Genomic DNA, 22,892 nt, shown 5'->3' on the forward strand with positions numbered 1-22,892 from the left:
AAGCGCGGCATCGCTCGCGCGGCGTTGCTCGCACGCACGCCCCCTGGCGATGCGGCGCCGCGCGGGCAGCCGGAGCCGGGACACGCGCGACCGCTCAGCGCAGCGCAGCGTGGATCTGCTCCGCGAGCTTGCGGCTGACGCCCTCCACCCGGCACAGGTCCTCCACCGTCGCCTCGCGCACCCCGTCAAGCCCGCCGAAGGCGGCGAGCAGGTTGCGACGGCGCGAAGGGCCGACGCCGGGGACGTCCTCCAGCTTCGAGCCCACCCGCGCCTTGGCGCGCTTGGCGCGGTGCCCGGTGATGGCGAAGCGGTGAGCCTCGTCGCGGATCTCGACGATCAGGTGCAGCGCCGCCGACTCGCCGCCGAGCGCCAGACCCTCGCGCCCGTCAGGGAAGATCAGCGTCTCCAGACCCGCCTTGCGCCCCTCGCCCTTGGCCACGCCCACCATCGCCACCGCCTCCAGGCCGACCTCGGCGAGGATCGCCCGCGCCGCGCTCACCTGCCCCTTGCCGCCGTCGATCAGGATCAGGTCGGGGCACACCCCCTCCCCGGCCGCGACCTTGCCATAGCGGCGCTCGAGCGCCTGGCGCATGGCGGCGAAGTCGTCGCCGCCGGTGATGCCGGCGATGTTGTAGCGGCGGTATTCGGCGCGCTTCATGGCGCCCGCCTCGCACACCACGCAGGACGCCACCGTGGCCTCGCCCATGGTGTGGCTGATGTCGAAGCATTCGATGCGCTGCGGCGCCTCGTCCATGCCGAGCGCCTCGCGCAGGGCCTCGAGACGCTGTTCGATGCGGCCGGTGTCGCGCGCGCGCGCCTGGATGGCGAGGTGGGCGTTCTTCTCTGCCATCTCCATCCACGCCTTTTCCGCCTCGAAGCGCGGCGACACCACGCCGGGCGGACGCTCGGTGATCTCGGCGAGCGTCTCCTTGACCGCCTCCGGCGGCAGGTTGACCAGGATGCGCGCCGGGATCGGGTGCTGACTGTAGTGCTGCTCGACGAAGGCGAGCAGGCTGTCCACCGCACCCGACACCGCCGCACCGCTCGGGAACTGCGGGCGATCGCCGAGATGGCGGCCGCCGCGCACCATGGCGATGTTCACGCAGGTGAGTCCGTCGGCCTCGATCGCGGCGAGCACGTCCACATCTTCATCCTTGCGGCTGTCGACGAACTGCTTGTGCAGCACCGCCTGCAGCACGCGCACCTGATCGCGACAGGCCGCGGCCTCCTCGAAGGCGAGGCGCTCGGCGGCGGCCTGCATGCGATTCGTGAGGTCGTCGATCACCTCGCTCGCCTGGCCGTCGAGGAAGCGCGTGGCGAGCTTCACGTCCGCAGCGTAGGCGGCGGGCTCGACAAGACTGACGCAGGGCGCGGTGCAGCGCTTGATCTGGTGCAGCAGGCAGGGGCGCGAGCGGTTGGCGAAGACGGTGTTCTCGCAGGTGCGCAGCTGGAAGGTCTTCTGCAGCAGATGGATGCTCTCGCGCACCGCCCAGGCGTTCGGGAAGGGGCCGAAGTAGCGCGCGCCCTTGGTGAAGGCGCCGCGGTGGTAGGCCAGGCGCGGGAACTCGTCGGCGGAGAGCTCGATGTAGGGGTAGGTCTTGTCGTCGCGGAAGAGGATGTTGTAGCGCGGCGCGAGGCTCTTGATGAGGTTGTTCTCGAGGATCAGCGCCTCGGCCTCGGAGCGCGTGGCGGTGATGTCCACGCGCAGCACCTGCGCCACCATCATCGCGATGCGCGGGCTGGAGACGGTCTTCTGGAAGTAGCTGGAGACGCGACGCTTGAGGTTCTTCGCCTTGCCGACGTAGAGCACCTTGTCGTCGGCGCCGATCATGCGATAGACGCCCGGCTCCTCGGTCAGGGTACGCAGGAAGGGCTTGGGGTCGAAGGCGGGGGCGGGCGTCGGGTCGGTCATGGGAGCAGGATGTTTGAGCAACGCCGCTGATCGCGACTTGCGTCGCTCCTACAGGGGAGTTCGCTACCGCCGGGCGGAATTATCCTTCCTTGCGCAGGACTTCGGTAGGTTGCTCACCGATGGTGGCGGCGGTCATGGTTGGCGCGGCGCTCTTGTCCTCGGGAATGGACGCGAGGTGCTCGCGGGCCCGGAGGTAGGGGGCGTGCAGTTCGAGTGCGAAGGGGTCGGCAAGCCAGGCTGGCCTGGCCGTGTCCGGCAAGATCGCGGCGAGTCGGGCCAGGTTGCCGGCGTCCAGGTCCGGCGCCCAGCGATCCAGCAGCTCGGCCGCGAGGTCAGGTCGATTGCACACCAGCAGCATGTCGCAGCCGGCCGCGTAGGCTGCTTTCGCACGGCCGACGATGTCGCCGGCGACGCGGGCGCCTTCCATGTTGAGATCGTCGCTGAAGATCACCCCCTGGAAGCCGAGGCGGTCGCGCAGCACCTCCTTCAGCCAGAACGGCGAGAAGCCTGCGGGCTGCGGTTCGGGGCTGGGGTCGGCGTTGGGGTAGACGACGTGGGCGGGCATGACGCCGGCGAGCTGGCGGCCGAGACGATGGCGGTAGGGGGCGATGTCCTCGTTCCAAACCGTGTCGAAGTCGCGCTCGTCCACCGGCACGTCGTGGTGCGAGTCGGCCTCGACGAAGCCGTGGCCGGGGAAGTGCTTGCCCACGCAGCCCATGCCCGCCTCCGCCATGCCGGCGCACAGCGCCTGCGCGAGCGCCGCGACCACCTGCGGATCGCGATGGAAGGCGCGGTTGCCGATCGCGCGGCAGCAGCCGTAGTCGAGATCCAGCACCGGGGTGAAGCTCAGGTCGACCCCGTGCGCGCGCAGCTCGGCGGCGAGCACGACGCCGGTGGCGCGCGCCGCGTCGAGCGCCACCAGATGGTCCTGCGCCCACAAGGCGCCGAGGCTGCGCATCGACGGCAGGCGGGTGAAGCCGTCGGTGCGGAAGCGCTGCACCCTGCCGCCTTCGTGGTCGACCGCGATGATCAGCGCCGGGTCGCGCAGCCCGCGGATCTCGGCGGTGAGCGCGCGCAGCTGCTCGGAGCCGGTGTAGTTGCGCGCGAACAGGATCACCCCGCCGACCAGAGGGTCGCGCAGGCGTTCGCGCTCCTCGTCGGTGAGCGCGGTGCCGGCGACATCGATCATGACGGGGCCGCGTGGGCGGCGGATGGGTGGATTCATGTTCTGGAGGCTCCGGGGCTCACACGCTTTCGATCAGGGCGAACGCGACGATGTGCTCGTCCTCGTCGCTGATGCTGAGGTGGGCGCGCAGCGCGTTGTCCCGCATGTGCGCGGCGAGGCGCTCGTCATAGCGGTATTCGGGCTTGCCGCGCGCGTCGTGGCCGACCGCAACCGCGTGCAGCGTGGCCGGCACCGCGACGCCGGTGCCGAGCGCCTTGCCGAAGGCTTCCTTGGCGGCGAAGCGCTTGGCGAGGAAGCGCGCCGGGTCGCGATGGGCGCGCCAGGCCTCGACCTCGCTCGCGGCCAGGATGCGCAGGGCGAAACGCTCGCCGTGGCGCTCGAGCGCCTCGCGCATCCGACGCAGTTGCACGAGATCGGTGCCGATGCCGTGGATCATGCTTGCACGCTCGCACACAGGCTCGCGCGCGCCCCTGTCGGAGCGGCGCAAGCCGCGAATGCGGCGCCCGGATCCACTCCACCGCCCGGATTGGGTGCAGCATTCGCGGCTTGCGCCGCTCCTGCAGGGGGACGCCGGCGCGCTGCGCTGTCGGCGGGTGCAAGGGGGCAGGGGCGCGGCACGCGCATCGCGCTTCCTCAGGCGCCCTGCGCCGCTTCGCGCATCAGCCGCTTCATCTCGGCGACCGCCGCGCGCAGGCCCACGAACACCGCACGGCTGACGATCGAATGCCCGATGTGCAGCTCGCGGATGCCGTGCAGGCGGGCGATCGGCTCGACGTTGTAGTAGTTGAGCGCGTGGCCGGCGTTGAAGCGCATGCCCAGGCTGCGCACCACTTCACCCGCCGTGCGGATCTTGTCGAGCTCGGCGAGCACCGCCGGCGCCTCGGCGTCGCGTCCGGCGGCGTGGAAGGCGTGGGCGTAGGGGCCGGTGTGGATCTCGCACACGCGCGCGCCGATGCGCGCGGCGGCCTCGATCTGCTCGGGCTCGGCGTCGATGAACACGCTGGTGACGATTCCGGCGTCGGCGAGGCGGGCGATCACGTCCTTCAGGCGCGTCTCCTGCGCGATCACGTCGAGCCCACCCTCGGTGGTGATCTCGTGGCGGCCCTCGGGCACCAGCATCGCCATCTGCGGCTTCGTGCGGCAGGCGATGGCGACCATCTCGTCGGTGGCCGCCATCTCGAGGTTGAGCTTGACCTGGGTGAGCTCGGCGAGCCGGCGCACGTCCTCGTCGCCGATGTGGCGGCGGTCCTCGCGCAGGTGGATGGTGATGCCGTCGGCACCACCGAGGTGGGCTTCCACGGCGGCCCACACCGGATCGGGTTCCCAGGTGCGGCGGGCCTGGCGCAGCGTGGCGACGTGGTCGATGTTGACGCCGAGTTCGATCATCAGAGCTCCTGCAATTCCTTGAGCACCCGGCGCGACTGCAGCGGCTGGCCGCCCAGGGTGTGGTTGATCAGCATGCGCAGCAGCTGCTTGGACTGGCCCAGCGTCTCCGCACGCGAGAAGTCGCCGGCCGCCATGTCGAGCAGGGTCTGACCGGAGAGCAGCGGCTGCTCGCCGAGCGCGGCAGGGTCGAGGGCAGCACCCTCTTCCTCCAGCGCCTCCAGCCTCACCGGACCGCGCTCGATTATATAAAGGTAGCGCCCCTCGGGCCGCACCGGCTCGCCGCTGTCGCCCTCGTTCGCGAGCCCGGCCTCGTAGCCGAGCTCCTGCAGCAGGGCGAGCTCGAAGCGACGCAGGATGGGCGACTCCGCCTCGCCGCGGCCGAGCGCACGCACCGCCTCGGCGTAGGCGTCGAAGAGGCGCGGGTGGGGATCTTCACGTGCGGTCAGGCGCACCAGCAGCTCGTTGAGGTAGTAGCCGCAGATCAGCGCGCGCCCGATCAGCAGCGGCTGCCCGCCCTGCCATTCGGCACGCACCAGGGTCTTGACCTCGCCACCGCCAGACCAATCCATCCACAGCGGCTGGAAGGCGAGCAGCACGCCGCGCAACTGCGAGTGCGGGCGGCGCGCACCCTTTGCGACCAGGGCGACGCGGCCATGCTCGCGCGCGAAGATCTCGACGATCAGGCTGGTCTCGCGCCACGGGTAGGTATGCAGCACCCAGGCCGGCTGCTGCTCGATGCGCTGCTTGGCTGCCGCCATGACCCGGGGTCCGGATCACTCGTAGCCGAGGCTCTTCAGCGCGCGCTCGTCGTCGGCCCAGCCGCTCTTGACCTTGACCCAGACCTCGAGGAAGACCTTGCCGTCGAAGAGCTTCTCGAGTTCGACGCGGGCCTCGCTGGAGATGCGCTTGAGCTTCTCGCCACCGCGGCCGATGACCATGGACTTGTGGCCGGGCTTGTCGACGATCACCGCGGCGTAGATGCGGCGCAGGTTGCCCTCGACCTCGAATTTCTCGATCTCGACCGCGATCCCGTAGGGCAGTTCGTCGCCGAGCAGGCGGAAGAGCTTCTCGCGCAGGAATTCGGAGGCGAGGAAGCGCTCGCTGCGGTCGGTGATCTCGTCTTCCTCGAACATCGGCGTACCGACCGGCAGCAGGGGCGTGGCGGCCTTGACCAGCTCGTCGACGTTGCGTCCCTTCTCGGCCGACAGCGGCACGATCTCGGTGAAGTCGCGCGCCTCGCGCACCTGGGCGATGAAGGGCAGCAGGCGGGTCTTGTCCTTCAACTGGTCGACCTTGTTGATGACCAGGATCACCTTCGAGGACTCGGGGATCACCGCCAGCACCTTGCGGTCGTCCTCGGTGAAGCGCCCGGCTTCGATGACGAAGAACACCAGATCGACGTCGGCCAGCACCTGCGACACGGTGCGGTTCATCGAACGGTTGAGCGCGTTGCGGTGATGGGTCTGGAAGCCGGGGGTGTCCACGAACACGAACTGCGCGCCCGGCTCGGTGAGAATGCCGGTGACGCGGTGTCGGGTGGTCTGCGCCTTGCTGGAGACGATGCTGATCTTCTGCCCGATCAGACGGTTGAGCAGCGTCGACTTGCCGACGTTGGGGCGACCGACGATGGCGACGAAGCCGGCGCGAAAGCCGTCCTCGCCGGTGGGCTGGTCGCTGAGGGGAGTCTGGGACGCGTCGCTCATTTCTTTCTCACCGCGGCGAGCGCGAGCTCGGCCGACTGTTGTTCGGCGATGCGCCGGCTCGGGCCGCGGCCCAGCGTGCGTACCGCGAGTTTGGGGATTTCGCAGGCGACCTCGAACTCCTGCGCGTGGGCTTCGCCGACGATCTCGACCATGGTGTAGCTCGGCACCGGAATGCGGCGCGCCTGCAGCCATTCCTGCAGCGCGGTCTTGGGGTCCTTGCTCGGCTTGCACGGATCGACTTCGGCGATCAGCGGTGCGTAGAGGCGGTCGATGACCCCCTTCGCCGCTTCGAAGCCGGCGTCCAGATAGACCGCGGCGAACAGCGCTTCGAGCGCATCGGCGAGGATGGACGGGCGCCGGCTGCCGCCGGACTTGAGCTCGCCCTCGCCCAGGCGCAGGCAGTCGCCGAGCTCGAGCTCGAGCGCGAGGCGGTGCAGCGTGTCCTGGCGCACCAGCGAGGCGCGCACCCGCGACAGCTCTCCCTCGCGCAGCTCGCCGAAGCGGCCAAACAGCGCGATCGACACCACGCAGTCGAGGACGGCGTCGCCGAGGAACTCGAAACGCTCGTTGTTGGGCTGCCCGAAGCTGCGATGGGTCAGCGCCTCCTGCAGCAGGCGGACATCGGAGAACGCGTGGCCCAGGCGCGCCTGAAGTCGATCCGGCATCATCGGCTCAGCGCGGCTCGCTGCTCGGATGCAGGTCGATCGACAGGCTGACGTTGGCGAGCAGGGGAATCTTGCGGGTGTACTCGACGTCGATGACGGTGCGGACACCCGACTTGTCGATCGTCAGATCCGCGCCACCGACGCTGCTCACGTCGTCGATCTGCCGGCGCCGATCGAAGCTGCGCCGCACCTCGATCAGGCTCGCCCCCTTGTCGGACTCGTCGGCGACGATTCCGAGGATGCGCTTGATGGCGAGATACTCGTTGATCACCGGAACGCTGCGGAACCCGACGACGAGCACGAAGGCCGCGATCACGCCGGTCACCAGCACGCCCAGAAGCGTGAGCCCGCGTTGGGAACGCATCTTCATCTCCACCCCCATTTCAGTCGAAGCCGCCGATCCGCTTCATGTCGCCGAAGTTGAACCAGATGAAGAAGGCACGCCCGACGATGTTCTGGTCCGGCACGAAGCCCCACACGCGGCTGTCGCTGCTGGCGTCGCGATTGTCGCCGAGCACGAAGTAGTGCCCGGCCGGCACCGTGCAGCGCACGCCCGCATGCACGTAGGTGCAATGCTCGCGCCCGGGGAAGTTGAGCACCTGCGGCACGTAGGCCGGCGCGTCGCGCTCGATCAGCACAGAGTGCTCGACCTCGCCGAGCCTCTCGACGTATTTCGGCGAGTAGTACAGCCGATCCGGATGCAGGTAGCTGCCGTCCTCACGGATCGGCACCGCCTCGCCGTTGATGGTGAGGCGCTTGTCGATGTATTCGACGCGGTCGCCGGGCAGGCCGACCACGCGCTTGATGTAGTCCATCGACGGATCGGCCGGATAGCGGAAGACCATGACGTCGCCGCGCTGCGGATCGTTCACGGCGACGATCTTGCGGTTGATCACCGGCAGGCGGATCCCGTAGGTCCACTTGTTGACCAGGATGAAGTCGCCCACCAGCAAGGTCGGGATCATCGAACCGGAAGGGATCTTGAAAGGCTCGACGACGAAGGAGCGCAGGCCGAACACGATCAGGATCACCGGGAAGAAGCTCGCGCCGTACTCCACCCACCACGGGTCGGGCGTGCCCGCGGGACGCAGCTTGCGCGCGTGAAAGCGGTCGACGGACCACAGCGCGCCGGAGGCGATCAGCAACAGGAACAGGATCAGGGCAAAGTTCATGCGGTTTCCGTCTTAGGCCGGCCCCCAGGGCCGGCGTCGATCACTTGCCTTCGTCGGTGCGCAGCACGGCGAGGAAGGCTTCCTGCGGGATCTCGACGTTGCCGACCTGCTTCATGCGCTTCTTGCCTTCCTTCTGCTTCTCGAGCAGCTTCTTCTTGCGCGTGATGTCGCCGCCGTAGCACTTGGCGAGCACGTTCTTGCGCAGGGCCTTGATGGTCTCGCGCGCGATGATGTGCGCACCGATCGCCGCCTGCACCGGCACGTCGAACATCTGCCGCGGGATCAGGCCGCGCAGCTTGGCGGCGAGCTCGCGGCCGCGATACTGCGCGCTGGCGCGGTGCACGATGACGGACAGCGCGTCCACCTTCTCGCCGCCCACCATGAGGTCGAGCTTGACGAGGTCGGCCGTGCGGTACTCCTTGAAATCGTAGTCGAGCGAGGCGTAGCCGCGCGACACCGACTTGAGCCTGTCGAAGAAGTCCATCACGACTTCGTTCATGGGCATCTCGTAGATCAGCTGCACCTGGCGGCCGTGGTAGCGCATGTCGATCTGGTTGCCGCGCTTCTGGTTGCACAGCGTGATCACCGGTCCGACGTAGTCCTGCGGCAGGAAAATGGTCGCGGTGATGATCGGTTCGCGGATCTCCTGGTACTTGCCGGGCTCCGGCAGCTTGGCCGGATTCTCGATGCGGATGATCGAGTTGTCGTTCAGTACCACCTCGTAGACCACCGTCGGCGCGGTGGTGATGAGGTCCATGTCGAACTCGCGCTCGAGGCGCTCCTGCACGATGTCCATGTGCAGCAGGCCGAGGAAGCCGCAGCGGAAGCCGAAGCCGAGCGCCTGCGAGACCTCGGGCTCGAACTGCAGCGAGGAGTCGTTCAAGCGCAACTTTTCGAGCGAGTCGCGCAGTTGGTCGTATTCGGAAGATTCCACAGGATACAGGCCGGCGAAGACCTGCGGCTTGATCTCCTTGAAGCCGGGCAGCGGCGCACTCGCCGGCTTGTTGGCGAGCGTGATCGTGTCGCCCACCTTGGCCGCCTCGATCTCCTTGATGCCGGCGATGACGAAGCCCACCTCGCCCGCGCGCAGCGCATCCCGGCCCACCGAGCGCGGCGTGAACACGCCCACCTGGTCGCAGGGATACTGCAAGCCGTTCGACATCAGCAGGATGCGGTCCTTGGGCTTGAGTTCGCCGTCGACGACGCGCACCAGCATGACCACGCCGACGTAGTTGTCGAACCAGGAGTCGATGATCAGCGCCTTCAGCGGCCCGTCGGGCTCGCCCTGGGGCGGCGGCACCCGGGCGACGATGGCCTCGAGCACCTCCTCCACGCCCAGGCCGGTCTTGGCCGAGCACAGGATGGCCTCGGAGGCATCGACCCCGATGACGTCCTCGATCTCGCCGCGCGCGTTCTCGGGGTCGGCCGCGGGCAGGTCGATCTTGTTGAGCACCGGCACCACCTCGACGTCGAGGTCGAGCGCGGTGTAGCAGTTGGCCACGGTCTGCGCCTCGACGCCCTGCGAGGCATCGACCACCAGCAGCGCGCCCTCGCAGGCGGCAAGCGAGCGGCTGACCTCGTAGGAGAAGTCGACGTGTCCCGGCGTATCGATGAGGTTGAGGTTGTAGACCTGCCCGTCCTTGGCCTTGTAGTGCAGGGCCGCGGTCTGCGCCTTGATCGTGATGCCGCGCTCCCGCTCGATATCCATCGAGTCGAGCACCTGCTCCTCCATCTCGCGCTCGGACAGGCCGCCGCAGAAGTGGATGAGTCGGTCGGCCAGGGTCGATTTGCCGTGGTCGATGTGGGCAATGATGGAGAAGTTTCGGATGTGCTTCATTTGAAACGAAAAAGGTGCCTTTCAGCACCCGTTTCGGAAAGGATTCGGTTAGTCGCCGGGCGGGTTCGGTCCAGCGCGTCAGGCCCGCGATTCTAGCGGAAAACCGCCCAGATAAGCGCGTACCGCGGCCTCGTCGAGGTGATAGTGGCAAAGTTCGTGCTCCCCGTGCAGCAGCACGGGCACCCATTCACCCCAGCGCGCCTCGAGCTCGGGATGCTGGTCGACGTCGATCACCTCGATGCCCCAGCCGGCCGCTTCGGCGAGCGGGCGCAGGGCGTCCACGAGCACATGGCACAGGTGGCACCATTCCCGGCTCATCACGGTAAAACGCCGTTCCATCGCGACCGGGCTCACTTGTCGGCGCGCAGGCTGACATAGGACGCGCTCTCGCCGCGCCCGACCAGCAGGGTGACCTGCTGCCCGGGCTTGAGCGCGGCGACCACGCGTTCGAAATCCTCGATGCGATCGAGCCTGACCTGGCGCCCTTCGACGACGATCGCCAGCACGAGGTCGCCGGGAACGATCTGGGCCCGCGCGGCGGACTTTTCGGCACGCTGCACCAACAGGCCGTGCGCAAGCCCGCGCTCGCGCCGCTGCTGCGCCGTGGGCGCGACGAGTTCGAGGCCGAGGCGGTTGGTCGCGCCCGTGGCCAGACCGACCGCCACGGGCTCGACCTCTTCCTCCGGGTCGCGCCATTCGCCCAGCGTCAAGCTCAGGGAACGCGGCGCCCCGTCGCGATAGATCTCGACCTCGACCTTGCTGCCCGGGCGCGCCGCCGCGACGATGCGCGGAAGGTCGGCCGAATTCTCGACGTTGCGCTGGTTGAAGCGCACGATCACGTCGCCCTGGACGACGCCGCCGAGCGCCGCCGGACCACCGGCCTCCACACTGCTCACCAGCGCACCCGCAGGGCGCGGCAGCCCGAAACTGTCGGCGAGGTCGCGGGTGATCTCCTGGATCGACACCCCGATGCGCCCGCGCTCCACCCTGCCCTTCTCGCGCAGTTGCTGCTGCACGTCCATCGCGACATCGATCGGGATCGCGAAGGACAGACCCATGAACCCGCCCGTACGACTGTAGATCTGCGAATTGATGCCGATCACCTCGCCACGCAGGTTGAACAGCGGCCCGCCCGAATTTCCCGGATTGATCGCGACGTCGGTCTGGATGAAGGGCACGAAGTTCTCGTCGGGCAGGCTGCGCCCCTTGGCGCTGACGATGCCGGCGGTGACCGACTGCTCGAAGCCGAAGGGCGAACCGATCGCCAGCACCCACTCGCCCACCGCGAGCGCCTCGGGGTCGCCGAGCACGACATGAGGCAGGTCCTTGGCCTCGATGCGGATCAGCGCGACGTCGCTGCGCGCATCGGCGCCGATCACCGTGGCGTCGAACTCGCGCTTGTCGGCGAGGCGGACCACGATGCTCTCTGCGGCCTCCACCACATGCGCGTTGGTGAGGATGAAACCGTCGGCGCTGATGATGAAGCCCGAGCCGAGCGACTTGTCGTCGGGCTCCGCCCCCGGGTACTCGGGCATGCGCGGGATGAACTTGCGGAAGAACTCGAACATCGGATCCGACTCGTCGAGTTCCGGAAGACGGAAGGGTTGCTTCTGCGGCTGCGCAGCCACCTGGGTGGCGCTGATATTGACCACGGCGGCGCCCTGTGTCGCCACGAGGCGGGTGAAATCGGGGAGCATCGCCCGCTCTGCCGTGCCGGCCGCGAAGCCCTTCGGCGCGCAGAGCATCAGCAGGAGACAGAGTACCAAGGCGAGCGCCCTCGCGGCGCCCGTTTGCATGCGGACTTCGGGGTTCATTGCAGGACGCGCAGCCGGCGGCTGCAATTCTCCTCGACCGAGAGCTCCATGCTGAGACTGTTCCGCCAGTTGCGGCTGCGCGACAGCATCCGATTGACGACCCAGGCCAGCGCGAGCCCCGCGACGCCCCCGGCCAGACCCCAGGCATCGCCGTGCTGCACGCCGCCCAAGAGGCTGCCGAACGCGGCGCCGACCAGAAGCAGCAGCGTCCCCAGCCCGTAGCTGACCAGCGCCGCGCGCAGCGGCGCACCGTCCGGGATGCGGATCACCACCGCATCGCCAGCTGCGAAGCGGGCGTCCGCGGGGATGGAGAATTCGTCCCGGGGCATGCCGAAGACGTGGGAGATCTGCACCGAGCCGCAACCACCCGGCTCGTCACAGCGTCCGCAGCCGCCCTGCTTGCCACTGAGCTTGACCCAGGCCTGACCATTCTCGATCCGCAGGATACGGGCGCGCGCTTCCATCATCGTGCCTCCGGCCGAATGCCCTCGCCGATGCGACGCACCGCCGCCTCTGGCGCCTCGCCGAGTGCGGTGACAAGGTGACCGTCGATCGCGCGCTTGAAAATGTTGATCGCGCCGCTGGAGAGCGGGCCGAGGCCGGCTCGCGAACCCTCGCCGATCGGTTCGATGAACACGGAGATCGCCGCCAGCCCGTCGCTGAAAACCATGTGCACCGCTTCACCGCGATCCCGCCCCAGCGGGCGCTTCATGGCCGAGGTGAGCGCGTAACCCGGAACCGCCGGCTCGAGCACCCAGCCGGCAGCCTCGACGGACATGCTGACACCGCGCGCATTGACCATCCGCCAGCCTTCGTCGGTCTTGAAGCGCGACTCGAGCAGGCTGTTCTCCACCTCGCCCCCGATGCGCAGCTCGCTGAAGCTGAATTGCTCGATGACAGCACCGTGCTGATCGAGCGTACGCGACTTCAGCAGCAGGCCCGACTGCACGTCGGCCCACAGCACGTGGCCGTAGCGCAATTCGTCCTTGGGCTCGAGGACCAGCGCCTGGGCCTCGAGCCCGGCCACCCTGCCCAATTCGCCCTTGCGCACACGGTAGTTTTCGGCCAGCCCGGTCGGCGACGCCGGCAGGCGAGCCGGGAAGGCGCGACGGCCCTGCGCTTCGTCGATGATCACCGTGCGCTCGTCGGGCAATACGCAACGCACCTCGGCGCCACGGCGGATGATTTCGCGCGGACTGCCATCGAGGACCTCGAGGCGCTCGTACTCGCCGCTGGCATCGACACGATGCGCGATCCGCGAGGTCTCGACATGGCTGCCGGACTGATACACGAAGGTGCCAACGTAATTGAGTCGTTGCCCCGCGGTCGAGATGCGTCCGAGCCAGGACAAGGGGTCGGTCGGGTGTTCGGCAGACGCCGGTCCCTGCGCGAGCAGCGCGCAGAGACCGAGCATGGCGGGGAACCACCTCATCGAGCGCCGCCCTCGCGCGTGTCGGATACGGTGCGGACGTACTGCACGCCGGCCGGCATCGGGCCGCCGCGGCTGAGGCCCTGATGGGCGAAGAGATACTCGCGCATCGGATCGGCCGCCGGAGCGGCGACCGGGCGCACATTCGAGGAACCGACGAACTGGATCGGCAACGCGGCGACCGCCATCTGCGGCGCCGGCGCGTCCTGCCGGTACAGACTCGCGGCCACCAACCCCACCGCGGCCACCCCCATCACCGAAGCGGCCAGCGGCATCAGGCGATGCACGAGGCCGCGCTGCGCGAGGCCTGCCGCCGGGACCCCAGGCGCGAGCAGCGTCGGCTCGTCATCCAGGCTGACCATGACACGGGAAACGAAATCACTTGAACCGGCGGAGTCGCCACGCAGGGTGTCGCCGATCAGGCAATAGGTGTCCCACTCCTTGCGCAGCGAAGCATCCTTGCGCATGCCGTCGAACACCGCACGCATGCCCTGGTCGTCGAGATCTCCGTCGAACAGCGCCGACACTTTGTCCTTCATGCTTGCACCTACCAACGTTTGTCCGGGGCCGTGTCCAGCAGGGGCCGCAGACGTTCTGCTATCGCTTCGCGCGCACGGAAGATCCGCGAGCGCACCGTGCCAATCGGGCATTCCATGATGCCGGCGATCTCCTCGTAACTGAGCCCTTCGAGCTCGCGAAGCATGATCGCCGTCCTCAGTTCCTCGGGCAGTGCGGCCATCGCGTCCTCCACGGTTTCGCCGATCTGGCGGGTCATCAGCAGCCGCTCGGGCGTGTTGATGTCGCGCAACTGATCGCCTTCCTCGAAGGTCTCCGCCTCTTCAGAATCGAAACTCGTCGAGGTCGGGGCCCTGCGCCCCTGGGAGACCAGGTAGTTCTTCGCCGTGTTGATGCCGATGCGGTACAGCCAGGTGTAGAAGGCACTGTCACCCCGAAACGAACCCAGCGCTCGATAAGCCTTGATGAAGGTCTCTTGCGCCACGTCCTCGACTTCTGCCGAGTCGCGGATCAGCCTCGACAGCAATCTGTTCAGCTTGCGCTGGTACTTGGATACCAGCAGACCGAACGCCTGCTTGTCGCCACGTTGAACACGCTCGACGAGTTGCTGATCGAGTTCCCGATCGCTCATGGGTTCCTGTTGATTCCGGGGAATTCAAAGATTCGAAGATCCCGGATTATAAGCGAGCGGGCCACGTACTCAGCAGAAATCGAAGACACTGGAACTGACAGGGTCGGGTGGAAATAGTTCAGGCGCGCGGACGGGCAGGACGGACGACCGGGCGCGCCCGACGGCCTGTCACCGCATGCTATATTCCCTCTCCCGCAAATCCTGCCCGAGCGACATCTTGCTGAAACAGTACGACGTACTCATTCTTGGCAGCGGTACCGCCGGCCAGTCGATGGCCCTCCGTCTGGCGGACCGCCTGCGCGTGGCGCTCGTGACCAAGCGCGAGTTGGCTGACAGCGCGAGCAACTGGGCGCAGGGCGGCATCGCCGCGGTGCTCGACAACACCGACAGCATCGAAGCTCATATCCAGGACACCTTCGTCGCCGGCGCCGGCCTGTGCAACCCCACGTCGACGCGCTTCGTGGTCGAGAACGGCAAGCGCGCGATCGAATGGCTGATCGACCGCGGCGTACCCTTCACCCGCGAGGCCGACTCCCAGCTCGGCTACCACCTCACCCGCGAGGGCGGCCATTCCCACCGGCGCATCATCCACGCCGCGGACGCCACCGGCGCGGCGGTGCAGGCGACACTCGGCGACCACGTGCGCCGACACCCGAACATCGACATCTACGAGCACCACATCGCGGTCGATCTCATCACCGCGGACAAGCTGGGGCAGTCCGGCGCAGGCTGCCTCGGCGCCTACGTGCTCGACATCCACGGCGAGCGCGTGCTGACCTTCGCCGCGCGCAACACCGTGCTCGCCACCGGCGGCACCGGCAAGGTCTATCTCTACACGACCAACCCGGACGTCGCCACCGGCGACGGCGTCGCGATGGCGTGGCGAGCGGGCTGCCGGGTGGGGAACATGGAATTCATCCAGTTCCACCCCACCTGCCTGTACCACCCGCAGGCGAAGTCCTTCCTGATCTCCGAGGCGGTGCGCGGCGAGGGAGGCCTGCTGAAGCTGCCCGACGGCACGCGCTTCATGCCCGAGCACGACCCGCGCGAGGAGCTCGCACCGCGCGACATCGTCGCGCGCGCGATCGATTTCGAGATGAAGAAACGCGGCATCGACTGCGTCTACCTCGACATCAGCCACAAGCCGGCCGACTGGCTGCGCGGCCACTTCCCCAATATCCACGCGCGCTGCCTGGAGCTGGGCATCGACATCACCAAGGAGCCGATCCCGGTCGTGCCCGCGGCGCACTACTCCTGCGGCGGCATCATGACCGACCTTGCCGCGCGCACCGGCGTTCCCGGGCTCTACGCCGTGGGCGAATCTGCATGCACCGGCCTGCACGGCGCCAACCGCCTCGCGAGCAACTCGCTGCTCGAATGCCTGGTGTTCGGCGAAGCCGCGGCCGAGGACATCCTCTCCAAGGCGCAAGAGCCTGCACCCGTGCTTCCGGCTTGGGACGAGAGCCGCGTCACCGACGCCGACGAGGAGGTGGTGATCTCGCACAACTGGGCGGAACTGCGCCGCTTCATGTGGGACTACGTCGGCATCGTGCGCACCAACAAGCGCCTGCGCCGCGCCCAGCACCGCATCCGCCTGCTGTCGCGCGAAATCCACGAGTTCTACTCGAACTTCCGCGTCAGCAACGACCTGATCGAGTTGCGCAATCTGGTGACCACTGCGGACCTGATCGTGCGCTGCGCGCTCAAGCGCAAGGAAAGCCGCGGCCTGCACCACTCGCGCGACTATCCCGAGACACTTCCACGCGCACGCGACACCGTGCTTCGTCCGCCGGCGCGCACGCCCCGCAAACGCTGAGCGCCAGCCCTGTCGCGCCGGCGCGATCCGTCCGCGGACGAGACCGCGTCAGCGCGCAGCGGCGTCGGGCCCGACGCGCCCCGAGCGATGGCGCAGCCAGACCCTGAGGAGGCGGAAACTGCCGGCGGATAGATTGCCGGGAACGAGGAACAGCGTTCGAGCAACCGGGGCGCCCTGCCCCGGCGCCGATATCTGCGCGGGCACCAGCGTGAACCAGGCGGCCATCGGCAACACCACCTGCGAGCGTTCGCGCACCCGATACAGCCCACCTTCACCGTCCGGTTCCTGCAACAGTTCGAGCGCGCCGTCGCGCTCCAGCCAGAGCGTGCAGCCATCCAGACGAGCCTGCGCACGCAAGCCGCGAAACAGCGACAGGAAGATCAGCGCCCAGGCGCAGGCGGCGATCGCCCGATCCACGTCTCCCGCCTCCCAGTCCGTGAAGACAGGCACGTGAAAAAGCGCCAGTGCGGCCGCTGCATGCACGACCCACACCGACGCTTTCACGAGACTGCAGCCGCGCAGCTTCAGTTCGACGGGGAACTGCATGCCGCGGAGCAGAACGAAAGGCTCACACCCGGCGGAACACCAGGGTGCCGTTGGTTCCGCCGAAGCCGAAATTGTTCTTCAGGGCCACGTCGATCTTCATCTCGCGGGCGACGTTGGCGCAGTAGTCGAGGTCGCACTCCGGATCCTGCTCGAAGATGTTGATCGTCGGCGGCGAAATCTGGTGGTACACCGCCAGCGCGGTCACAACCGACTCCAGCCCCCCGGCGCCACCGAGCAGGTGACCGGTCATCGACTTGGTGGAGTTCACCACCAGCTGCTTCGCCGCTTCGACGCCGAAGGCGAGCTTGATCGCGTCCGTCTCGTTCTTGTCGCCGAGCGGGGTCGAGGTACCGTGCGCGTTGAGGTACTGCACCTGATCGACGTTCACGCCGGCGTCCTTCATCGCATTGACCATGCTGCGGCGCGGGCCGTCGGTGTCGGGCGCGGTCATGTGGTAGGCGTCGCCGCTCATGCCGAAGCCGGCAACCTCGGCGTAGATCTTCGCGCCCCGGCGCCTGGCGTGCTCGTACTCCTCGAGCACCATCACGCCGGCACCCTCGCCGAGCACGAAGCCGTCACGCCCCTTGTCCCACGGCCGGCTGGCGGTGGCGGGATCGTCGTTGCGGGTGGACAGCGCCTTGGCCGAGCCGAAGCCGCCAATGGCGAGGTTGGTCACGGTGGATTCCGCGCCACCGCACACCATCACGTCGGCATCACCGTAGCCGATCATGCGCGCGCCCATGCCGATCGCGTGCAGGCCGGTTGTGCAGGCGGTGACCACCGCGAGGTTGGGCCCCTTCATGCCGAACATGATCGAGAGGTTGCCCGAGATCATGTTGATGATGGTGCCCGGAATGAAGAAGGGCGAGATCTTGCGCGGGCCGCCACCGAGGAAGTCGTTGTGCGTATCCTCGATCATCGGCAGGCCGCCGATCCCCGAACCGATATTGATGCCGATGCGGTCGGCGTTGGCCTCGGTGACCTCGATGCCGGAGTCGCGGATCGCCTGGATGCCAGCGGCCATGCCGTAGTGGATGAACACATCCATGCGGCGAGCTTCCTTGGGCGACAGGTAGGCGGACACGTCGAAGTCCTTCACCTCGCCGGCGATGCGGGCAGCGAAGTTGCTCGCGTCGAAACGGGTGATCGGACCGATGCCGCTCTTGCCGGCGATCAGGTTGGACCAGGCTTCGGTAACAGTATTGCCGACAGGCGAGATCACGCCCAGACCGGTGACGACGACTCTACGACGCGACACAGGCGACTCCGTTGAAATCGTTGGAGAAATTCAAACCTGTCCGGTTGCCGCAACGATGCGCGGTAACGCGGACAGGACGCGCGGGAAAATGCGCGGGGATTACTTCTTGAGGTGGGCGTTGACGTAGTCGATCGCCTGCTGGACGGTGGTGATCTTCTCGGCCTCTTCGTCCGGGATCTCGCACTCGAATTCTTCTTCCAGCGCCATGACCAGTTCCACGGTGTCCAGCGAATCCGCGCCCAGATCATCGACGAACGAAGACTCGGTCTTGATCTCCGATTCGTTCACGCCAAGTTGCTCAGCGACGATCTTCTTGACGCGCTGTTCGATGTTCTCCATGAACCAACTCCTTCCTGAGGGTGACAGGTGAATGTAAAAAGCCGGCGTATTCTACCAAAACGCCGCGGAACCGCTATCCCGACGCAAATCAGGACATGTACATGCCGCCATTGACGTGCAGGGTGGTCCCCGTCACATAGGCGGCAGCGGGGGAGGCGAGGAACGCCACGGCGCCGGCGATTTCTTCCGGACGACCGAGACGGCCCAGCGCGATGTTGCCGAGCAAGGCGTCGCGCGCGGCTTCGGGCAGCGCGCGCGTCATGTCGGTGTCGATGAAACCGGGGGCGACGCAGTTGACCGTGATGTTGCGGCTGCCGAGTTCGCGCGCCAGCGCGCGCGTCATGCCCGCCACGCCGGCCTTGGCGGCGGCGTAGTTGGCCTGGCCCGGGTTGCCGGAGCTGGCCACCACCGAGGTGATGTTGATGATGCGGCCGTGGCGGGCCTTCATCATGCCGCGCATGACCAGCTTGCTCATGCGGAAGACCGCGCGCAGATTGGTGTTCACCACCGCATCCCACTCCTCGTCCTTCATGCGCATGGCAAGGTTGTCGCGGGTGATGCCGGCATTGTTGACCAGGATGCCGACCGCACCGAAGCGCTTCTCGACCTCGCCGACCAGCGCCTCGCAGGCTGCCGCGTCGGTCACGTCCAGCGCCATGCCGGCCCCCTGGATGCCGGCGTCGGCGAGCGCCTTGCCGATATCGGCGGCGCCGGATTCCGAGGTGGCGGTGCCGACCACCGTCGCACCCAGGCGGCCGAGTTCGAGCGCCACCGCACGGCCGATGCCGCGCGACGCGCCGGTGACCAGGGCGACCTGGCCTTCGAGCGAAAAACTCATGTCTTACCTCACCGCCGCAATGGCTTGTTCCAGGCTCGCCGCGTCATGCGCCGAGCCACCCTCGACTTCCTTGGCGATGCGCTTGGTCATGCCGGCGAGCACCTTGCCGGGGCCGCACTCGATGACGTGGCTCATGCCGCGGGCGCCCATCGCCTGCACGAGCTCGATCCAGCGCACCGGCGAATACGCCTGCCGCACCAGGGCGTCGCGGATCTTCTCGGGATCATCGTAAACCGCGACGTCGACGTTGTTGATGACGTCGATCTCCGGCTTGACGATCGCCACACCGGCCAAGCGCTCGGCCAGGCGCTCGGCGGCCGGGCGCATCAGCGCGCAATGGAAGGGCGCGGAAACAGGCAGCAGCACGGCACGCTTGGCGCCCTTGGCCTTGGCGATCTCGCTCGCGCGCTCGACCGCGGCCTTGGCGCCCGCGATCACGATCTGCCCCGGCGCGTTGAGGTTGGCTGCCTCGACCACCTGGCCCTGCGCGGCCTCGGCGCAGGCCGCATGCACCGCGTCGGGCTCCAGGCCCATCACCGCCGCCATCGCGCCCTCTCCCGCCGGCACGGCCTCCTGCATGGCTTGGGCGCGGAAACGCACCAGCGGCACGGCGTCCTTGAAGGCCAGCGCGCCCGCGGCGACCAGCGCCGAGTACTCGCCCAGGCTGTGGCCGGCGACCAGGGCCGGTTTCGGCCCGCCCGCGGCCCGCCAGGCACGCCAGGCCGCCACGCCGGCGGTCAGCATCAGCGGCTGGGTGTTGACGGTGAGGGCAAGGCGCTCGGCAGGGCCGTCGCAGACCATCGCCCAGAGATCCTCTCCGAGGGCCTCGGAGGCCTCCGCGAAGGTGTCACGGATGACGGCGGACTCGCCGTAGGCGGCCATCATGCCGACCGATTGCGAACCCTGGCCGGGAAAAACCAGCGCAAAAGCCATGCTGTTCTCCGCTTGTGTCGAAAGTGGGAAATCGGGAAACGAAGCTCAGAAATCGATCAGGGCCGCGCCCCAGGTGAAGCCGCCACCGACGCCCTCGACCACGATGCGATGCCCCGGGCGCAACCGCCCCGCACGCACCGCCTCGTCGAGCGCGAGCGGAATCGACGCCGCCGAGGTGTTGCCGTGATGATCGAGCGTGGTCACGACGCGCTCCATCGGCACACCGAGCCGCTTGGCGGTGGCCTGGATGATGCGGATGTTGGCCTGATGCGGGATCAGCCAGTCGACACTGGACGCCTGCACACCCGCGGCATCCAGCACCTCGTTGGCCACATCGCCGAGCACCTTGACCGCGAACTTGAACACGGCCTGGCCGTCCATGCGCAGGAAGGGATCGCCGATCACCTGCCCCGAGGCCACAGCGCCCGGCACGCACAGGATGGGGTGGTGGCTGCCGTCGGCGTGCAGCGCCGAAGCCAGGATGCCCGGCCGCTCCGAGGCCTCGAGCACGACCGCGCCTGCGCCGTCGCCGAAGAGCACGCAGGTGCCCCGGTCGGACCAGTCGAGGATGCGCGAGAACACCTCGGCGCCGATGACCAGCGCGCGCTTGTTGCTGCCCGAGCGGATGAACTTCTCGGCCACGCTGAGCGCATAGATGAAGCCGCTGCACACCGCCTGCACGTCGAAGGCGGCGCCGCCGTTGCGGATGCCGAGCTTGGACTGCACGAGGGCCGCCGTGCTCGGGAAGATGTAGTCGGGCGTGGAGGTGGCGACGATGATGAGGTCGATGTCCTCCGCTTCGCAGCCGGCGGCCTCGATCGCGCGCTCGGCGGCGACGCGGGCGAGGTCGCTCGCCCCGGTGTCGGCCGCCGCCAGATGGCGGCTGCGGATGCCGGAGCGGCTGACGATCCACTCGTCGGAGGTATCGATGCCACGCTTGACCAGGTCGTCGTTGCTGACCGGTTCGCCGGGCAGGTAGCTGCCGGTACCGGCAATCCGTGCATAGATCATGCCTTCGCCTCGTTCATGCTCGCCATGCGTTCGGAGATGCGCTCGATGAGCCGGTTCGACGCCGCTTCGGCAGCGCGCGAAAGCGCATTGCCGAATGCGAGCACGTCGGCCGAGCCGTGACTCTTGAGCACCACGCCGCGCAGGCCGAGCAGCGGCGCACCATTGTAAAGACGATGATCGACGCGCTTCTTGAAGCGCTTGAGCACCGGCATCGCCGCCACCGCCAGCAGCTTGGTGAACAGCGTGCGCTTGAACTCCTGCTTCAGGAAGGCGCCGACCATCTGCGCCAGGCCCTCGGAGGTCTTGAGCGCGACGTTGCCGACGAAGCCGTCGCAGACGACCACATCCACCGTGCCCTCATAGATGTCGTTGCCCTCGACGTTGCCCTGGAAGTTGAGGCCGCTGTTACGCAGCAGCTCGCCCGCTTCCTTGACGACGTCGTTGCCCTTGATGACCTCCTCACCGATGTTGAGCAGGCCGACCGTAGGACGGTCCTTATGCTCGATCGCAGCGACGAGCATCGCGCCCATCACACCGAACTGGAGCAGATGCTCGGCGCTGCAATCGACGTTGGCGCCGAGGTCGAGCACATACGTGTGCCCCTTCATCGACGGCAGCACGGTCGCGATCGCAGGGCGATCGATCCCGGGCAGGGTCTTCAGCACGAAGCGCGAGATCGCCATCAGCGCGCCGGTATTGCCCGCCGAGACGGCAGCGCTCGCCTCGCCCGCCTTGACGAGGTCGACCGCGACGCGCATCGACGAATCCTTCTTGTTGCGCATGGCGATCGCGGGCGGATCGTCCATGGCCACCACCTCGGAGGCCGCGCGCACGCGGATGCGCGCGCCGAACTCGGTCGTCGCGTTGCCGAGCAGGGGCGCGATCGCCTCCTCCCGCCCGACGAGGATCGCGCTGGCCTGGGGATGGCTGCGCAGGAATTCCAGCGCGGCAGGCACGGTCACGACCGGGCCGTGATCGCCACCCATGCAGTCGATCGCAATGGTGACACCCATCGGGTTCTCGCGTGATTACAGGTTTCGGGAGCCGGAAAAAAGGCGGCGCCGGCGCAATGCGCCCGACGCCGCCCTTCTCGATTCAGGCAGCAGGATTACTCGCCCTTGCCCTTGGCGACCTTCTTGCCACGGTAGAAACCGCTGGGGCTCACGTGGTGGCGCAGGTGGGTCTCGCCGGTGGTGGGCTCGACGGCCAGCGCCGGACCGGTGAGGAAGTCGTGGGCACGGTGCATGCCACGCTTGGACGGGGACTTCTTGTTCTGCTGAACGGCCATGAGTAAAGCTCCTAAAACAAATATCGCGCCTATTTCGCGCTGTGACTGCCTCGCAGCGACGCCAGCGCAGCGAAAGGCGATTCCTTCGACGCACCACCATCGGGCCGTGGCGCGTCACAAACCTGGTGTCGCGGGGCGATCGGCAGGGCGAGCAGGATCTCGTCCTCGACCAGGGCGATCACGTCGAGCTCGCCATCGAGCTCGATCGCATCGATCTCGTCATCCTCGAGCTCTTCCTCGGGGATGGGCTGACCCGAACGCACCGGCTGCAGCACCGAGTCCACCTGGACCGGCCATGCCATCCCGCCGAGGCAGCGCTGGCAGCAAAGCTGCAGCTCGCCCTCGATCATCAGGTGCAGCCGCGGTTCACGCGCCTCGACGCCTTCGACCATCGACCCCTCGATCCGCCACGACACCTGCCCGCCGGACGACGCGAGCACGTCGGACAGACGCAGCATCTCCGCGACAGCGGTCACGCCTTCCAGCGTGCGCGCCTCCGCGGCAAATCGAAACGGGTCGGAGATGATCCTGGATGGATCGCCATGTTGCGACATAAGCCGCGCATGATAATATTTTTCGGATCGGCCTGTAAAGGCTTCATTCGATTCGGGA

26 protein-coding genes are annotated in these 22,892 nt (G+C 67.8%); 1 reads left to right on the forward strand and 25 read right to left on the reverse strand.

Annotation, left to right across the window (positions count from 1 at the left end):
* Nucleotides 1–94: 94 nt before the first annotated feature.
* From uvrC to rpoE, 16 genes are all read right to left on the reverse strand, one after another.
* The gene (uvrC, locus tag PO78_RS10140; RefSeq protein WP_004302690.1) at nt 95–1,912 is read right to left on the reverse strand and encodes an excinuclease ABC subunit UvrC; all 1,818 of its coding nucleotides are present in this window, start codon (nt 1,910–1,912) and stop codon (nt 95–97) included.
* A gap of 79 nt (nt 1,913–1,991) precedes the next feature.
* On the reverse strand, nt 1,992–3,137 hold the full coding sequence (nagZ, locus tag PO78_RS10145) for a beta-N-acetylhexosaminidase (RefSeq protein WP_043743463.1): 1,146 nt from the start codon (nt 3,135–3,137) through the stop codon (nt 1,992–1,994).
* A gap of 19 nt (nt 3,138–3,156) precedes the next feature.
* Entirely contained in the window at nt 3,157–3,534 is a 378-nt protein-coding gene (gene acpS / locus PO78_RS10150; protein WP_004302693.1) for a holo-ACP synthase, read from the reverse strand.
* A gap of 197 nt (nt 3,535–3,731) precedes the next feature.
* On the reverse strand, nt 3,732–4,484 hold the full coding sequence (locus PO78_RS10155) for a pyridoxine 5'-phosphate synthase (protein ID WP_004302695.1): 753 nt from the start codon (nt 4,482–4,484) through the stop codon (nt 3,732–3,734).
* Entirely contained in the window at nt 4,484–5,242 is a 759-nt protein-coding gene (gene recO, locus PO78_RS10160) for a DNA repair protein RecO (protein WP_004302698.1), read from the reverse strand. Before recO ends, PO78_RS10155 begins: the two co-directional genes overlap by 1 nt.
* A gap of 15 nt (nt 5,243–5,257) precedes the next feature.
* Nucleotides 5,258–6,187, reverse strand: coding sequence for a GTPase Era (era, locus tag PO78_RS10165; RefSeq protein ID WP_004302700.1), 930 nt, complete (start codon nt 6,185–6,187; stop codon nt 5,258–5,260).
* Entirely contained in the window at nt 6,184–6,855 is a 672-nt protein-coding gene (gene rnc / locus PO78_RS10170) for a ribonuclease III (RefSeq protein WP_004302702.1), read from the reverse strand. The genes era and rnc overlap by 4 nt, the downstream gene beginning before the upstream one ends.
* Before the next feature lie 4 nt (nt 6,856–6,859).
* Nucleotides 6,860–7,222: a DUF4845 domain-containing protein gene (locus tag PO78_RS10175; RefSeq protein ID WP_012585478.1), complete on the reverse strand. Its 363-nt coding sequence runs from the start codon at nt 7,220–7,222 to the stop codon at nt 6,860–6,862.
* 13 nt (nt 7,223–7,235) lie between these two features.
* On the reverse strand, nt 7,236–8,024 hold the full coding sequence (gene lepB, locus PO78_RS10180; protein ID WP_004302705.1) for a signal peptidase I: 789 nt from the start codon (nt 8,022–8,024) through the stop codon (nt 7,236–7,238).
* A gap of 40 nt (nt 8,025–8,064) precedes the next feature.
* Nucleotides 8,065–9,861, reverse strand: a complete 1,797-nt coding sequence (gene lepA, locus PO78_RS10185; RefSeq protein ID WP_004302707.1) for a translation elongation factor 4 — start codon at nt 9,859–9,861, stop codon at nt 8,065–8,067.
* 78 nt (nt 9,862–9,939) lie between these two features.
* A complete protein-coding gene (locus PO78_RS10190) occupies nt 9,940–10,200 on the reverse strand; it encodes a glutaredoxin family protein (protein ID WP_012585479.1) in 261 nt (86 codons plus the stop codon).
* A gap of 11 nt (nt 10,201–10,211) precedes the next feature.
* On the reverse strand, nt 10,212–11,657 hold the full coding sequence (locus PO78_RS10195; protein WP_004302711.1) for a Do family serine endopeptidase: 1,446 nt from the start codon (nt 11,655–11,657) through the stop codon (nt 10,212–10,214).
* Between the two features lie 14 nt (nt 11,658–11,671).
* Nucleotides 11,672–12,142: a SoxR reducing system RseC family protein gene (locus tag PO78_RS10200; RefSeq protein WP_231570676.1), complete on the reverse strand. Its 471-nt coding sequence runs from the start codon at nt 12,140–12,142 to the stop codon at nt 11,672–11,674.
* Entirely contained in the window at nt 12,139–13,089 is a 951-nt protein-coding gene (locus PO78_RS10205; protein WP_004302714.1) for a MucB/RseB C-terminal domain-containing protein, read from the reverse strand. Before PO78_RS10205 ends, PO78_RS10200 begins: the two co-directional genes overlap by 4 nt.
* A 14-nt stretch (nt 13,090–13,103) precedes the next feature.
* The gene (locus tag PO78_RS10210; RefSeq protein WP_004302716.1) at nt 13,104–13,643 is read right to left on the reverse strand and encodes a sigma-E factor negative regulatory protein; all 540 of its coding nucleotides are present in this window, start codon (nt 13,641–13,643) and stop codon (nt 13,104–13,106) included.
* Nucleotides 13,644–13,651: 8 nt separating this feature from the next.
* The gene (rpoE, locus tag PO78_RS10215; protein ID WP_004302718.1) at nt 13,652–14,251 is read right to left on the reverse strand and encodes an RNA polymerase sigma factor RpoE; all 600 of its coding nucleotides are present in this window, start codon (nt 14,249–14,251) and stop codon (nt 13,652–13,654) included.
* A gap of 217 nt (nt 14,252–14,468) precedes the next feature.
* On the opposite strand from rpoE, the gene nadB reads away from it, so the two are divergent.
* Nucleotides 14,469–16,067, forward strand: coding sequence for an L-aspartate oxidase (nadB, locus tag PO78_RS10220; protein ID WP_004302720.1), 1,599 nt, complete (start codon nt 14,469–14,471; stop codon nt 16,065–16,067).
* Between the two features lie 48 nt (nt 16,068–16,115).
* Here the strand turns inward: nadB and PO78_RS10225 are convergent, their stop codons facing one another.
* The 9 genes from PO78_RS10225 to PO78_RS10265 form a co-directional block, all read right to left on the reverse strand.
* Entirely contained in the window at nt 16,116–16,613 is a 498-nt protein-coding gene (locus PO78_RS10225; RefSeq protein WP_004302722.1) for a protein YgfX, read from the reverse strand.
* Between the two features lie 22 nt (nt 16,614–16,635).
* Entirely contained in the window at nt 16,636–17,871 is a 1,236-nt protein-coding gene (fabF, locus tag PO78_RS10230) for a beta-ketoacyl-ACP synthase II (protein WP_004302724.1), read from the reverse strand.
* Nucleotides 17,872–17,970: 99 nt separating this feature from the next.
* Nucleotides 17,971–18,210 carry an acyl carrier protein gene (gene acpP / locus PO78_RS10235; protein WP_002930040.1) on the reverse strand — a complete coding sequence of 80 codons (240 nt, stop codon included), beginning with the start codon at nt 18,208–18,210 and terminating at the stop codon, nt 17,971–17,973.
* An 88-nt stretch (nt 18,211–18,298) separates the two neighbouring features.
* Nucleotides 18,299–19,048 (reverse strand): 3-oxoacyl-ACP reductase FabG, encoded by a 750-nt coding sequence (fabG, locus tag PO78_RS10240; RefSeq protein WP_004302726.1) that lies wholly within the window; start codon nt 19,046–19,048, stop codon nt 18,299–18,301.
* Between the two features lie 3 nt (nt 19,049–19,051).
* Nucleotides 19,052–19,981, reverse strand: a complete 930-nt coding sequence (gene fabD, locus PO78_RS10245; RefSeq protein ID WP_004302728.1) for an ACP S-malonyltransferase — start codon at nt 19,979–19,981, stop codon at nt 19,052–19,054.
* A gap of 45 nt (nt 19,982–20,026) precedes the next feature.
* Nucleotides 20,027–20,992, reverse strand: a complete 966-nt coding sequence (locus PO78_RS10250; RefSeq protein ID WP_004302731.1) for a beta-ketoacyl-ACP synthase III — start codon at nt 20,990–20,992, stop codon at nt 20,027–20,029.
* Complete coding sequence (plsX, locus tag PO78_RS10255; protein ID WP_004302734.1) at nt 20,989–22,005, reverse strand: phosphate acyltransferase PlsX; 1,017 nt, start codon at nt 22,003–22,005, stop codon at nt 20,989–20,991. The genes PO78_RS10250 and plsX overlap by 4 nt, the downstream gene beginning before the upstream one ends.
* Nucleotides 22,006–22,100: 95 nt before the next feature.
* On the reverse strand, nt 22,101–22,280 hold the full coding sequence (rpmF, locus tag PO78_RS10260) for a 50S ribosomal protein L32 (RefSeq protein ID WP_004302736.1): 180 nt from the start codon (nt 22,278–22,280) through the stop codon (nt 22,101–22,103).
* 29 nt (nt 22,281–22,309) lie between these two features.
* Nucleotides 22,310–22,834, reverse strand: a complete 525-nt coding sequence (locus PO78_RS10265) for a YceD family protein (RefSeq protein ID WP_040828651.1) — start codon at nt 22,832–22,834, stop codon at nt 22,310–22,312.
* Between the last annotated feature and the right edge of the window lie 58 nt (nt 22,835–22,892).

Origin of the sequence: Thauera sp. SWB20 (assembly GCF_000831325.1) — a bacterium.
Classification (GTDB): domain Bacteria; phylum Pseudomonadota; class Gammaproteobacteria; order Burkholderiales; family Rhodocyclaceae; genus Thauera; species Thauera aminoaromatica.